The 14,684-nt window shown below is 40.0% G+C and carries 12 protein-coding genes; 5 read left to right on the top strand and 7 right to left on the bottom strand.

Translation table 11 applies throughout. The annotated features are described in order from the left end of the window. Positions 1-4: 4 nt before the first annotated feature. A complete protein-coding gene (locus tag ATS72_RS13085) occupies positions 5-775 on the bottom strand; it encodes an NADP-binding protein (RefSeq protein WP_058428237.1) in 771 nt (256 codons plus the stop codon). A 406-nt stretch (positions 776-1,181) separates the two neighbouring features. On the opposite strand from ATS72_RS13085, the gene secA reads away from it, so the two are divergent. Genes secA through ATS72_RS13070 form a run of 3 tightly spaced genes read left to right on the top strand, consistent with a single transcriptional unit; the run spans position 1,182 to position 5,434 of the window. Further along, positions 1,182-3,890: a preprotein translocase subunit SecA gene (gene secA / locus ATS72_RS13080; RefSeq protein ID WP_058428236.1), complete on the top strand. Its 2,709-nt coding sequence runs from the start codon at positions 1,182-1,184 to the stop codon at positions 3,888-3,890. A gap of 60 nt (positions 3,891-3,950) precedes the next feature. Then, positions 3,951-4,349 carry an 8-oxo-dGTP diphosphatase MutT gene (gene mutT / locus ATS72_RS13075; protein WP_010557984.1) on the top strand — a complete coding sequence of 133 codons (399 nt, stop codon included), beginning with the start codon at positions 3,951-3,953 and terminating at the stop codon, positions 4,347-4,349. Between the two features lie 14 nt (positions 4,350-4,363). Then, positions 4,364-5,434, top strand: a complete 1,071-nt coding sequence (locus ATS72_RS13070; RefSeq protein WP_058428235.1) for a phosphotransferase enzyme family protein — start codon at positions 4,364-4,366, stop codon at positions 5,432-5,434. 256 nt (positions 5,435-5,690) lie between these two features. Here the strand turns inward: ATS72_RS13070 and ATS72_RS13065 are convergent, their stop codons facing one another. The 3 genes from ATS72_RS13065 to pmbA form a co-directional block, all read right to left on the bottom strand. Then, positions 5,691-7,766: a M13 family metallopeptidase gene (locus tag ATS72_RS13065; protein WP_058428234.1), complete on the bottom strand. Its 2,076-nt coding sequence runs from the start codon at positions 7,764-7,766 to the stop codon at positions 5,691-5,693. 242 nt (positions 7,767-8,008) lie between these two features. After that, on the bottom strand, positions 8,009-8,488 hold the full coding sequence (locus ATS72_RS13060; protein WP_010557986.1) for a DUF721 domain-containing protein: 480 nt from the start codon (positions 8,486-8,488) through the stop codon (positions 8,009-8,011). 91 nt (positions 8,489-8,579) lie between these two features. Next, a complete protein-coding gene (gene pmbA, locus ATS72_RS13055) occupies positions 8,580-9,929 on the bottom strand; it encodes a metalloprotease PmbA (protein WP_058428233.1) in 1,350 nt (449 codons plus the stop codon). Between the two features lie 144 nt (positions 9,930-10,073). Between pmbA and yjgA the strand changes: the two genes are divergently transcribed. Further along, complete coding sequence (yjgA, locus tag ATS72_RS13050) at positions 10,074-10,607, top strand: ribosome biogenesis factor YjgA (protein ID WP_006793069.1); 534 nt, start codon at positions 10,074-10,076, stop codon at positions 10,605-10,607. 114 nt (positions 10,608-10,721) lie between these two features. Continuing rightward, positions 10,722-12,095, top strand: a complete 1,374-nt coding sequence (gene hemN / locus ATS72_RS13045) for an oxygen-independent coproporphyrinogen III oxidase (protein ID WP_058428232.1) — start codon at positions 10,722-10,724, stop codon at positions 12,093-12,095. A gap of 73 nt (positions 12,096-12,168) precedes the next feature. Here the strand turns inward: hemN and ATS72_RS13040 are convergent, their stop codons facing one another. The 3 genes from ATS72_RS13040 to ATS72_RS13030 form a co-directional block, all read right to left on the bottom strand. Further along, complete coding sequence (locus ATS72_RS13040; protein ID WP_058428231.1) at positions 12,169-12,684, bottom strand: DUF2489 domain-containing protein; 516 nt, start codon at positions 12,682-12,684, stop codon at positions 12,169-12,171. A gap of 13 nt (positions 12,685-12,697) precedes the next feature. Further along, complete coding sequence (gene yihI, locus ATS72_RS13035; protein WP_008133239.1) at positions 12,698-13,291, bottom strand: Der GTPase-activating protein YihI; 594 nt, start codon at positions 13,289-13,291, stop codon at positions 12,698-12,700. 742 nt (positions 13,292-14,033) lie between these two features. Then, entirely contained in the window at positions 14,034-14,666 is a 633-nt protein-coding gene (locus ATS72_RS13030; RefSeq protein ID WP_006793065.1) for a c-type cytochrome, read from the bottom strand. Positions 14,667-14,684: the final 18 nt, after the last annotated feature.

Below are 14,684 nucleotides of genomic sequence, written 5' to 3'. Positions count from 1 at the left end.
AGTGTTAAATACCGTACTGGTAAGTAAAGTCTAACGCCTCGATAGCTGAGCCAATAACCTTGCGCTCAGCTTTTTCATCGCTCGTAAATTTTGGTATTTCACCACCTTGCTGCTTACACTTTAATGCATAGTAATCGGCTTTTGTTGGGTGCTCGGGGTTAACGATATTGTAAATATTTTGTCCTACTTGCCAATGCGCTATTACCGCAAAAATAGCATTTATTACATCTTGCTGATGCACCATATTCACCACTTGCTGACTTGAGGTATTAAGCTCTTTACCCGCAACAAACTTACCCGGCTCTCTGTTTGGGCCAAGTAATCCTGCTAAACGCAGTACCTTACCGTTTTGCTCAAGGACTTGCTCTTCGGCCTGATATAATTTTGTTTGCCTTGGATTGGCGCAAGCAATATCGCTACTTTCACTGTATACACCGGGTTCTTGGTCGTAAACCCCTGTGGATGAACATAATAAAAACCCTTTTGCATTTAACTTTTTAGACAACGCCAAGGCTGCAGTAAGTGTTTCTGGGTAATTACTCTCGCTATGACGACTTCGTGGTGGAATAGCACAGACCCAAAACGCATTGTCTAAATCAACCTGATGTATTAGCTGATTACCTTCTAATTTAAACTGGCGTTCAAAATCAAATTCTCGTGTATTTGACCGACGAGTACCCTGCACCTTCCAACCTGCCTGTTGTGCATTAACACATAGCGCATGACCTAACCAGCCAGCACCCAATACAACTAATTTATTCACCTTATTTTGCATGTTGAAACACACCTTCGCGTTAAGCGCACCATTGTTTAATGCTGTTATCTGAGCATAATTTTCTAAAGTTCACAAATGTAACGCCCCCCTTGTTTTTAATTTTTTAAGCACCATATATTCACAGTTCATTACTATTTTTATAGTAAGGAGTTAATACCACGGCTTTTTTAGAATGCAGATCAAATTTTTCTATTTTATATACAGATCTTTTGGCTGAGATAGTTTGTTGTTTGGCAGAGTCTGGTATAGTAGCGCACGTAATAAACAGTGCTTTTTGAATGGTTTAATACAAAATTGCTAATTAATATGTACTAAGTGTTACTTAAAAGCACATATTAATTACCAATTGTTAAAAATGGGTTAGCCGATACGCGGCTAACAACGAATTGATTGTAACGGTTTTATCATGATATCTAATTTATTTACCAAGATTTTTGGTAGTCGCAACGACCGCACTATTAAAAACTTTAGAAAGACGGTCGCGCTAATCAATGCGCTAGAAACGCAGTTAGAAGCCCTTTCTGATGAAGATTTACGCGCTAAAACAGCAGAATTCAGAGAACGTTACGATAACGGACAAAGCCTTGACGATATTCTACCTGAAGCATTTGCTGTAGTTCGTGAAGCATCTAAGCGCGTTAATGGCATGCGCCACTTTGACGTACAGTTACTAGGCGGCATGGTTTTACACGAAGGCCGTATTGCAGAAATGCGTACCGGTGAAGGTAAAACACTTACAGCAACCTTACCTGCTTACTTAAACGGCTTAACAGGTAAAGGGGTTCACGTTATTACCGTGAATGACTATCTTGCTAAGCGCGATGCTGAAACTAACCGTCCGTTATTTGAATTTTTAGGCCTAACGGTTGGCTGCAATGTTCCTGGCATGATGCCACAACAAAAAAAGCAAGCGTATGCTGCTGACATTACCTACGGTACAAACAACGAGTTTGGTTTTGATTACCTTCGCGACAACATGGCATTTAGTATTGATGAGCGCGTTCAGCGTCCATTATTTTACGCTGTAGTCGATGAAGTTGATTCAATCCTAATTGATGAAGCGCGTACACCGCTTATCATCTCAGGCCCAGCCGAGGACAGCTCACAGCTATACACTGAAATAAATACCATCGTTCCTTTACTTGAACTACAAGAAAAAGAAGACGAGGAAGGTGTTGAAGGCGACGGCGATTACACTATCGATGAAAAGTCTAAGCAAGTTCATTTAACTGAGCGCGGCCAAGTTAAAGTAGAAGATTTACTTAGCGAGCGCGGCTTAATTGAAGAAGGCGATTCGCTGTACTCTGCCGCAAGTATTACCTTGTTAAGCCATGTATATGCTGCACTTCGCGCACACAAATTATATCAAAAAGATGTTGATTACGTCGTTAAAGAAAACGAAGTTATCATCATTGACGAGCATACTGGTCGCTCAATGGAAGGTCGTCGTTGGTCTGAAGGTTTACACCAAGCTGTAGAAGCTAAAGAGGGTGTTAAAATTCAAAACGAAAACCAAACATTGGCGTCTATTACGTTCCAAAACTACTTCCGTTTGTACGAAACATTAGCGGGTATGACCGGTACTGCCGACACAGAAGCATTTGAGTTTCAGTCAATTTATGGCCTAGATACCGTTGTTATGCCAACTAATAAGCCAATGATCCGTGATGATCGCGCTGATTTAGTTTACCTAACGCAAGAAGAAAAATACGAAGCTATTTTAGTTGATATTAAAGACTGTCAAGAACGCGGACAGCCTGTACTAGTAGGTACTATCTCAATTGAAAGCTCTGAGTACTTATCACAGTTTTTACGCAAAGAAAAAATTAAGCACAATGTACTTAATGCTAAATTCCACGCGCAAGAAGCTGATATCGTCTCAGATGCAGGTTTACCTGGTACTGTTACCATTGCAACTAACATGGCCGGTCGTGGTACCGATATTGTGCTAGGTGGTAACTGGAATAGCGAAGTTGAAAAACTAGAAAATCCAACTGATGAACAAATTGCAGAAATTAAAGCTGCATGGAAACTTCGCCATGATGCAGTCATTGATGCTGGCGGTTTGCACATTATTGGTACTGAGCGCCATGAATCGCGCCGTATAGATAACCAATTACGTGGTCGTTCTGGCCGTCAAGGTGATGCTGGTTCTAGCCGTTTTTACCTTTCGATGGACGATGCGCTTATGCGTATATTTGCCGGCGAGCGCATGACTAACATGATGCGTAAACTAGGTATGCAACGCGGTGAAGCAATTGAACACCCATGGGTTAACCGCGCAATTGAAAATGCACAGCGTAAAGTAGAAGCACGTAACTTTGATGTTCGTAAACAGCTACTTGAATACGATGACGTAGCAAACGATCAACGTCGTGTTGTTTACTCTCAGCGTAATGAATTACTTGAAGAAGGTGATATTTCAGAAACTATCACTGCAATTCGTGGTGACGTACTAAGCAATACAATAGATCAATACATTGCTCCACAAAGCCTTGCTGAAATGTGGGATGTACCAGGTCTTGAAGAGCGCTTAAAACAAGATTTCTTAATTGAGCTACCAATTACTCAATGGTTAGCAGACGACAATAAACTATACGAAGAAAAACTTCGTGAGCGTATTGAAGAAGCTGTTGATCAAGCTTACAAGCAAAAAGAGCAACAGGTTGGTGATTCAGTTCTACGTCAATTCGAAAAAGCAATTATGCTTCAAAGTCTTGACCAACATTGGAAAGATCACCTTGCGGCGATGGATCATTTACGCCAAGGTATTCACTTACGTGGCTACGCGCAAAAGAATCCAAAGCAAGAGTACAAACGCGAGTCGTTTGAACTGTTCTCTGAAATGCTTGAAAACTTAAAAGTTGATGTAGTTAGCATTTTAAGTAAAGTACAAGTACGTGCAGAAGAAGATGTTGAAAAAGTAGAAGAGCAACACCGTAAGAGTGAAAATGCCCCTCGCGAGTACCAACATGAAGAAGCTGAGCACGTAGGCGGCGAAGCACCTCCAAGTGCTACGGTAATGGCCAGAACAGAGCCAAAAGTTGGTCGTAACGATCCGTGTCCTTGTGGTTCAGGTCAAAAATTCAAGCAATGTTGTGGTAAATTAAAATAACCACGCATTGTAAGTAATTAAAAAGCGGCGCTTGCGTCGCTTTTTTTATGGGATAAAAATATGACAATAAAAATAGTAAATGTAGCCGTTGGTGTAATTAAAAAAAATAATGCAATATTTATCTGCAAACGTGCCGATGACCAACATCAAGGTGGCTTATGGGAGTTTCCTGGTGGTAAAGTTGAAGCGAATGAAAGTGTATTTGCAGCGCTTAAACGTGAGTTGACTGAAGAAGTAGGTATTACTATTCACAGCTCTAGCCAGCTCATGGTGATCGAACATGATTATGGCGACAAATGCGTAAAACTCGATATTCACGTTGTCAGTAACTTTAGCGGTGAAGCGCATGGCGCTGAAGGGCAACCTAGTGAATGGGTAAATATTAGTGAGTTAACTCACTATGACTTCCCTGCCGCTAATGCTGAAATAATTGAAAAACTGCAATCTCGATACGCTTGATTAAGTGAGTTACAATGAATAACACTGTACAAAATACGTTGAGTAAACTGCTAAAACTCAACCCTGAAACAACTCAGTTGAGTACCATCAGTAGCGGTCATATCAATAGCACATGGCTACTAACACATTTTGAACAGCGATTTATTGTGCAAAAACTTAACACTCATGTATTTAAGTACCCAGCTCAAATTGTCAGTAACGCACAACTTATAGAGCAACACCTAAATACTAAGCAGAAGCAAAACAACTATCCGCTCGATATTGTTAAACACATTAGCACAGGCAACAACGCGTATTTAACCATGCTTAATGAAGAGCCATATCGCGTACTTAACTATATTGAGCACAGTTACAGCGAGGATGTTGTTAAAAACCCAGAGCAAGCGCATCAAGCCGCTTTGGCCTTTGGTACTTTTGCAAGTGCCTTACACGATTTTGACACAGCCACACTGCATACTGTGATTAATGATTTTCATAACTTGGCTATGCGCTTTGAGCAGCTAAACACAGCAATAACTCATAGTGATGAAAGCAGGCTTAACCGCAGTAAAAAAGACATTGAATTTTGCTTATCGCAACAACACTTAGTAAATGAACTTAAAGCTATAACTCAGCATTTACCTATTCGAGTTTGCCACAACGACACTAAAATCAATAATATGCTCTACTGCAGTAAAACTCATAAAGCGAAAGCTGTTATTGATTTAGACACCTGCATGCCTGGTTTTTTATTACACGATTTTGGCGATATGGTACGTACATTTTGCTGTGCAGAAGCAGAGGATTCGACACGTCTTGATAAGGTTGTTATTAGAAAAGAGGTTTTTGAAGCACTCGTTAAAGGTTACTTAGCACCACTCAAACCAATATTGAGTAAACAAGAACAGCTCAGTTTACTTTTAGGCGCTAAAATAATGCCCCTGATGCTCAGTGTGCGCTTTTTAACAGATTACTTAAATAACGACGTGTACTTTAAAACCGCATACCCCGAACACAATTTAGTACGCACTCAAAACCAACTCGCTTTATATAAAAACATTTTAGTTAACGAAGCATGGATGTACGAAACCCTAATGAAACAATAAAGTAAGCGTTTAAAATTTCGTATCAAAAAAGCCAGTAAGTTAAACTTACTGGCTTTTTTATTCACTGGTTTTTAGTTAACTAGTACCAATCTGCTTAATTAAGTGATCTATTTTGAGGATAGATAAACGTGTTGATAGCTAGGCAAAAAATTCGTTATTTAGTTATTCTAAATGAGAATTTTTTAACGCAGATAACGACACTTTTAGCCCCTAAAAATAATCAAGTATTATTGCGAATTGGTATAACATTATCTGATTACCAAATTTTTACGCGATCTTCTGGTTTGATATACATTTTGTCGCCTTCTTTTACATCAAACGCTTCGTAAAACTCTGGCATATTAGACAAAATACCAATGACACGATAATGGCTTGGTGAATGCGAATCGGTCATTAAACGGTTACGTAATTCTTCATCGCGGTAGTTACGACGCCAAATTTGCGACCACCCCATAAAGAAGCGTTGATCGCCTGTGTAACCATCAATAACTGGTGCTTTATTATCACCTAATGATAGCTGATATGCCTTATATGCGACTGTTAACCCACCTAGGTCACCAATATTTTCGCCAAGCGTAAGCTCACCATTTACATTCGCATCGTCAAACGGTTTGTACTTGTTAAATTGCTCAACTAACGCACCTGAACGCTCCTCAAACTGTTTAAGGTCGCTTTCAGTCCACCAGTTACGTAAATTACCATCGCCGTCGTATTTAGAACCTTGGTCGTCAAAACCGTGACCAAGTTCGTGTCCAATTACCGCACCAATAGCACCATAGTTTACCGCATCATCCGCTTCTAAGTTAAAGAATGGCGGTTGTAAAATAGCAGCAGGGAATACAATTTCGTTGTTTACCGGGTTGTAGTAGGCATTCACTGTTTGCGGTGTCATGTACCATTCTGAACGGTCAACAGGTTTGCCTAATTTGGCAATCATGTCTTTATACGCCCATTGGCTGTAACGGATGTAGTTACCTACTAGCTCGTCTGAATTAATTTCAAGCTCAGAGTAATCCTTCCACTTATCTGGGTAGCCAATTTTAGGAATAAATTTGTCTAGTTTTTCCTGTGCTGCAATTTTTGTTTCAGGTCCCATCCAATCAAGACCTTCAATTGCAACGCTGTAACCTTTAATTACGTTATCAACTAGCTCTTCCATACGTGCTTTAGCTTCAGGCGGAAAATTGTCTTTAACGTACACTTTACCTAAAATTTCACCTAACACACTGTTAGACGCATCTACGGCTTTTTTCCAAAGTGGTGCTTGCTCTTCTACACCACGTAAAGTGGTGCTGTAAAAGTTAAATTTAAGGTCAACCAAATCATCATTTAATAGCTGCGCATAGCCACTCACAAAATGAAACTTAAGGTAGTTTTTCCAGGTTGCTAAGTCGGTGTTTTGATAAATACCACCCAGCGCTTCTAAAAAGCTTGGTTGGCGCACGATAATATCAGCGGTGTTTACACCTGCCTCTTTAAAAAACGTCGATAAATCAAGCTCTCCAGCAAGTTTATCAGCCTCTGCTAGGGTCATTTTATTGTATGACTTAGTTGCATCACGGCTTTGTACACGGCTCCACTGCGCATCAGCAATGGTTTTTTCAAAGGCAAGTACGCTTGCTGCTGCTTGTGCGGCCTCTTTGACACCTGCTTTAGCTAATACATCAGTTATGTATTGCTCATAAGAGGCGCGAATTTTAGTAAATTTCTCATCGTCTTTTAAGTAGTAATCGCGATCAGGTAAACCCAAGCCAGATTGAGATAAATACAAAGCATATTCGCTTGAATTTTTAGCATCGTTATTGATAAACCAACCAAACGGTAGAGTGCCGCCTTGCTGTTGAATAGACGCCATAAGGCTAATTAGATCAGACTTAGATTTTACACTATCAATACTATCTAGCGACGGTTGCAGCGGTGTAATACCAAGCTCATTACGGGCGTTTTTATTCATATAGCTTTTATAAAACGCGCCAATTTTGTACTCGTCGCTGCCTTTTTCAGCCGACTTATTGGCCGCTGCGTTTTCAAGCGCCGTTTTCATCGCTTTTTGCGACTCATCATATAATTGCGAAAAAGAACCATAGTTAGACTTGTCACCTGGAATTTCGGTTGTTGCTAACCAAGTGCCATTTACATGGTAGTAAAAGTCATCCTGCGGGCGAACTGAGCTGTCCATATTAGCCAATTCAATACCTAGCTCTAACGGTTTTTCTGCCGGTGCTGTTGCTGCTTGAGTGTCGGCTACTTGGGTTTCTTGTTGTTTTTCGCCACAACCTACTAAGCCAAGCGCAAGTGCAATACTTGCAGCGGCCATTGTTACTTTATTCATAATTAATCCATTTGTTAGTCAATTTTATAAATTGCTCATACCAACTCCATTAAGCTCTTTCACAAGATAGCAGTCAGCTTTTACTTAATGGAATGGGCATCAACTTACACTAATTATTGAGTGCAATAACGCTATAATAAACCTGATTTTGAGAACATTGAAATAGATTATGTAACAAAGTATTTTGAATGAGATAAACGTTCTAAATTGCCCTATCAATAACTTAATAAAGTAGCCGGCAATTAACCCTTATTTTTACCGTGTAAGGCCAAACGTTGTAACTTCTCTTTTAATGAAGGTGGTGCTGAGTCGGCAATCGCATTTAAATAATCGGCTGTTTGCTCACTCATTTTACGTGAATTTGTGACGGCGGCTGATGCGGGTTTGTTGGCCGAACTTAATCGCTGAGTTGCCTGTGGATTAGCTGTAATTTTAATTTGCCCTAGTTCAGCCATCCCTGCCGCTCTAAAGTGCGAAAGCATATCCATTTTTAAATAATTAAGCCGAAGCGCTATCGGGGCCGATACCGCTTCAATCATTAAAGTGCCATCGCGATAATTACTTACGCGGCACTTATCCCCTAATTTAGGGCCTAAAAAACCTTTAAGTAAAGTTTGCTGAGTATCAAGAGCTTGGCTTTTACCAGCGTAAGCCGACAGACGGTTGTTTAGGCCCGCCATAATATCGGTGAGTGGTTTTGGTGCGTATCTATCTTTAGCCATTAAATATCTCAACTCGTACTTATTTACACACTTAAATTTAGCACCATCAGAGTAAACTAAAGTGTGTCCATAATTAAGCATAAATCAGGTATTAAGCACCCGCTATTTGCATTTGCTCGATTAGAACAGAGCCAGTTTGAATGCCGCCTCTGCGCTCAATATCACCACCGATAGCAGAAATACCTTTAAACATATCTTTTAAATTACCGGCAATCGTAATTTCACTTACCGGATATTGAATCTCTCCATTTTCAACCCAAAAACCACCAGCACCTCGAGAGTAATCACCTGTTACTGTGTTTACGCCTTGCCCCATAAGCTCGGTAACTAACAAACCGGTACCCATTGTTTTTAACAATGCTTTTAAATCATTATGCGTTTGTTCTACTAACCAGTTGTGAATACCGCCGGCATGACCTGTCGGGGTCATATTCATTTTACGCGCGGCGTAACTTGCTAATAAATAAGTTTGTAACTCACCACCTTGAATTATTTCACGATCAACCGTTTTAACACCTTCGCTATCAAACGGTGATGAAGCTAATCCTTTTAAAATATGCGGGCGTTCAGCAATATTTACACAATGACTAAATACTTGCGTACCTAAACTGTCGAGTAAAAAGCTCGACTTACGATAAAGTGCGCCACCGCCAATTGCCGAAACCAAGTGACCAAACAATGAGTTTGCAATATCAGCCCTAAATACAACCGGGACTTTCATTGTTCCTAATTTTTGGCTGTTTAATTTAGCCAATGTTTCTGATGCGGCTTCAAGCCCAACCGCAGCTGCATCAGTCAGACCTGCTTGATCGCGGGCAACCGTGTATGCTGAGTCGCGTTGCATTTGTTCACCATCTTTACCAATTACCATGGTGCTGATGCTATGACGAGTGCGAGGAAAGCCAGCAATTAAACCATGGCTATTCCCATAAACACGAAGCCCTTGATGCGATGAAAAACTCGCGCCATCAGAATTTACAATACGTTCATCAGCATTTAATGCCGCTTGCTCAGCTGTATGGCAAAGCTCAATACCTTGCTCTGGGCTTACATCCCAAGGGTGGTATAAATCGAGATCTTGTGGGTTAAACTCAAGTAGCTCTTTATCGGCGACCCCATTGAAAGGATCGTCTGATGTGAACTTTGCAATATCAATGGCTTTTTCTACTACTGTGCGCAATGTTTTAGGGTTTAAATCAGCCGTTGAGGCAGACCCTTTATTATTGCCAACATAAACACTAATCCCCAGGCCACCATCTTGGTTAAACTCAATGGTTTCTACTTCACCCATTCGTGTACTCACCGATAAACCCGACGTGCTAGACATTGCTGCTTCAGCTGCTGTAGCACCTAATTTTTTAGCATGTTCGAGTACTTCGGCTACCGCATCTTTAACCTGCGATATTTGAGAATAAATTGGATCGTTTTGTTGGCTTTTCATAAATTAAGTCCTGAGCCTTAGAGGCATAATGCACGCATTTCTTATAGTTAAATGCTAACACACTCACTGCACCACATCAGCTAATATTAATCACTAAAAGAATGGCGTATAATGTCGCCAGTTATTTTTATTTAAGAGCACCCCATGGCGAAGAAAAAAGGCAAGCCTGCTGAAATTGAAGAAGAAATTGAATACGTATCAAGAACAGAGCTTAAGCGCGAAGCACAAGAATTTCATCAGTTAGGTTCTGAAATTGCCAAAATGGGTAAAAAGCAGCGTGAGCGCCTACCATTAAATGACGATTTAAAAGAAGCGATGGTTGTTGCTGATAAAATTAGTAACAAAAGCGATGCATACCGTCGTCACTTAAATTACATTGCAAAAACGCTTCGCACAGTAGAAAACATTGAAGATATTAAAGCTATTATCGATGTAATGCTTAATAAAAATAACCAGGCTGAAGTTTTGGTTAAAAAAATAGAGCAACTGCGCTCAGACCTAATAGAACAAGGTGATAGTCTTATAAACGAGACTATTGAGCAGTTCCCATCACTTGATCGTCAAAAAATGCGTCAATTAGTACGTAATGCAGCAAAAGAAGTCAAAGCCGAAAAGCCAGGTAAAGGCTATAAAGAGCTTTTTCAGTATTTAAAAGATGCGCATACCGTCACGTATTAACGCGTAATGCGTTGTGATAAAAAGGTGCTTCGGCACCTTTTTTGTTATAGATCAACATATCTCCTTCGTTACTTTTTTATAATCACGGCTCTAGTTAAAACTTAGGTGCGTGTGATGATAAAACTTCCTCAATGGGACCAAGCTCTCATTAATAAATACAATGTGTCTGGTCCGCGGTATACATCCTACCCTACCGCATTATCTTTGAATGAGGGATACGATAAACACGATTTAATCAGCGCTGTAGAATCATCTCAATCTCGTTCGCTTTCTCTATATGTTCATATTCCATTTTGCAGTCAGCTTTGCTACTACTGTGGTTGTAATAAAATAATCACTCGCCACCAATCTAAAGCCGATACATATATAGACTTTTTAGCAAAAGAAATTGCCGCACAAGCGCCTTTGTTTAAGCACTACAGCGTTGAGCAACTGCATTTAGGTGGAGGCACTCCTACCTTTTTAACCCCTCAACAAATGAAACGCTTAATTACCCTGCTCGAACAGCACTTTAATTTTACCAGCACAACAGAGCGCGGTATTGAAGTTGACCCACGATCGCTTGCTGAAAATATGTTGGTTGATTTGAGAATGCTTGGTTTTAACCGAGTGTCGTTTGGGATTCAAGACTTTAATGACGACGTGCAACTTGCAGTTAATCGCCCTCAACATGCCGATACCGTTAAGCAGTTAATTACTCAGGCACGTGAACTGGGCTTCAAATCAATTAACGCCGATATGATTTACGGGCTTCCACTGCAAACCCCCGAAAGCTTTAAACAAACAATAGAGCAACTCATTGAGCTTAGCCCCGATCGTGTTTCAGTATTTAACTACGCTCACTTACCAGAGCGATTTGCCGCACAACGCAAAATAAAAGAGCACGACTTACCAAACGCTCACGACAAGTTAACCATGTTTAAAAGTACCTTAGAGCAGATGACACAAGCAGGTTATCAGTTTATTGGTATGGATCACTTCGCGAAAGCAGACAACGAGCTGGCTATCGCACAAAATGAAGGTAAATTGCATCGAAACTTTCAAGGTTATACAACGCATGGTAATTGTGATTTATTAGGGCTGGGTGCATCATCTATTTCACAAATTGGCACTGCTATTTTACAAAATAAAAAAGAGCTAAAGCATTACTACCATAGCATTGAAACGCAAAGCGGCTGCGCACTTAGTAAAGGTATGCATTTAACCCATGATGATGTTATTCGAGCGGATGCTATTAAGCAGCTTATTTGTCAGTTTGAACTAAATATAGACGAGTTTGCTAAAAAGTATCATATTGAATTTGATACCTACTTTGCGGAGGCATTGGTTTCTCTTAAACCACTTATAGACGAGAACATGGTGATTATTAAAAACAATCACGTCAGTGTCACACCACGGGGTAACTTATTCATTCGTATAATTTGTATGTGTTTTGATACCCACTTACAAAATAAAATCAACGCAACGCGTTTTTCTCGAGTCATTTAACTCCCTAATTAAATATTATTTGGGCACAAAAAAAGCATACCTAGGTATGCTTTTTTAATGTTATGTACGAGATTTAGTTAAAAACTACGTTTTCACTACCTGGAGCAGCTTTGAACTCAGAGATAATTTTAACGCAATCGGCCTTAATCTCATCACTGTAGCTTTCTTCTGCGCGCCAACGCGCCGTGTCTTGCTTAAATATTTCTTTTTTAGAATATTTTTTTCGGGCATCGTGTGTCGGCATTTCTTTTACCACTTGGTACATTTTATAAATGCCAGGGTACTGTATGGTTAAATCTCGCTCGTCTTCAAAGCCATATTGCGACATAAGCACCCACACGCGCAAACATCCCTCTGAAAACTCACATTGTTCTTCTTTCATTGCACGCGCAATTAGATGAATACTGTCGGCAAGCTTAGCATTTCGCTTTAAACGAGATGCTGCAAGCTTTTGCTTTTGCTCTGCTTGCTTTTTAGCTATTAACTTTTTTTGTGCACTTAACTTGTACAACAACTGACCCGCATAGAATGCCAAACCAGCTATAATAATAGCGCCTAAACACAAGGCTATGATCACAGCAGTACTCATTGATTACCCTTAATTACTTATCTTCGTCTTCATCATCGTCTAGCCATTCACTGGCAAGATCGTTTGATAAATACTGGTCGAAGTCTGAATTACTCTCTTCGCCAAAGTCATCTTCATCATCAAACTCGTCTTCATCCTCAAGGCCTAATAATTTGCATAGAACCTGATGGCGAGCAATTCGACTATTAAAGTACTTAGCATCTTTACCAGTCAGCATCTCACCGCCTTCATGACGCTCAACCAACTTAAGTAAGCGTACATCATTTTCAAGCTCTTCAAGCTCTTGTTCTGGTGTAAGCTCTGGCTGAACTACTTTTTTAAGTTCAACCACTGGTTTTAAGTTACGTTTCATTTCTACTTTTGGTTCAGCAGCAACAGGCACTAAAGACACCGGCTTTTTACTACCAATACGTTTATCTCTCGAACCTGAATGCGATGTTTGGTTTTGTTCTTCAACCAAATCTGGCGCATTACGAGAACCAGGCTTAGCACCTTTGGTTTTTTTAACACGCTGCTCTTTTAACGCACGCATTTCTTTAAGCTTATCTTGGCTTAAGCGAACAGGTCCATTTGATGGGATTTTGCGTGACTTTTTCTTTCTACTCATATCTTGATCATCTCACTTAAGAGGTTTTGAGCGAGGCGTATATTAATAGGCATCGCAATGCTGGCATAGCCAGAAGAATTCAGTTTGCGCTTTAGAGGTTGGGCTTCTCTTTAACATGACGCACTAGCATATTGCTAAACGGTGGGTATTGTAACAGGACAAATAAAAAGGCGGTAGAGAAAACATCTCTACCGCCTACTAATCTGAGCGCCATAAAATGGACACTTCTCCCTTCGACTTTTTTAGTCTTTGTTATTTTTATTATTATCAGTCCGTATTGTTATTATTTTTACGTTCCTTGTTTCATTCCATTTTGTTTTTATTATTAAACTTCCATGAGTTATTTTATTATTTTCGGTCATCCTGACTCTTTTGTAGTATTTCCTTTAGTAGCACAATCTTTGTGCTATGTAGTCGTGCCGCGCTACTTTCCTTATAGATGTTTCCATTTTTTTATTGTTCTTTGCGACAGCTGTTAATTTACTCGTTAATAATTTTGTTACAACTGGTTTATATCTTTTTTCTTACATTACAGCCATACATAAATAAAAGCCTATTTAAATAACAACAACTTAACAAATAAAAGACATTTAAAATAAGACTTTTACCATACATCCGCATGGTCAATGTCTCACAAAGTGAAAGACGATATCGCGAATTTCAGACACAAAAAAAAGCAACCGAGGCTGCTTTTTTTTCATATTACACTGTAGTTGGTATCTAAATTTAAATAAATACGACTTTAGTGTAAACCGCCTAAGTACTTAGAAAGCACTTCAATGTCTTTGTCTGTTAGCTTTTTAGCGATGTCACCCATCATACCGTTTAGGTCATTATGGCGTGTACCATTACGAAACTTTTCAAGCTGAGACTTTATGTACTCTGGGTGCTGAAAAGACACTTTTGGAAACTTAGCTAACGATGAGCCGTTACCACGAGGACCATGACACGAAGCACATGAAGGAATTCCTCGCTCTGCATCACCCGCTTTGTAAAGCATAGCGCCAACTTCAACGACGTCTTTAGGTGTTGAACCCTCTGACATGTTTAGTGACGAAAAGTAAGCTGCCAGATCTTTCATGTCTTGTTCGCTTAGTGGCATTGCCATTGCGCTCATTACAGGATCCATACGGCCTTCTTTCCCGCCTGATGTCATACCTAGTTTCAAATCCTGAAGTTGCTTTAGGATATAATCTGGGTGTTGGCCTGCAATTTTAGGGTAAATAGTAATCGGTGCATTACCGTCTGGGCCGTGACATGCCGCACACGTTGCTGATTTTTGTTTACCTGCGTTTACATCGCCATCAAATGCTGTTGCGTTGCTTGCTGACAACGCACCAAGCAATATTGTTAAAGATAGTGCTATTTTTTTCATGGTGAATTCTCTGTTCCC

This window comes from Pseudoalteromonas sp. 13-15 (assembly GCF_001468205.2).
GTDB classification, from domain to species: Bacteria; Pseudomonadota; Gammaproteobacteria; order Enterobacterales; family Alteromonadaceae; genus Pseudoalteromonas; species Pseudoalteromonas marina.
This window is presented reverse-complemented; position numbering and strand designations above follow the sequence as displayed.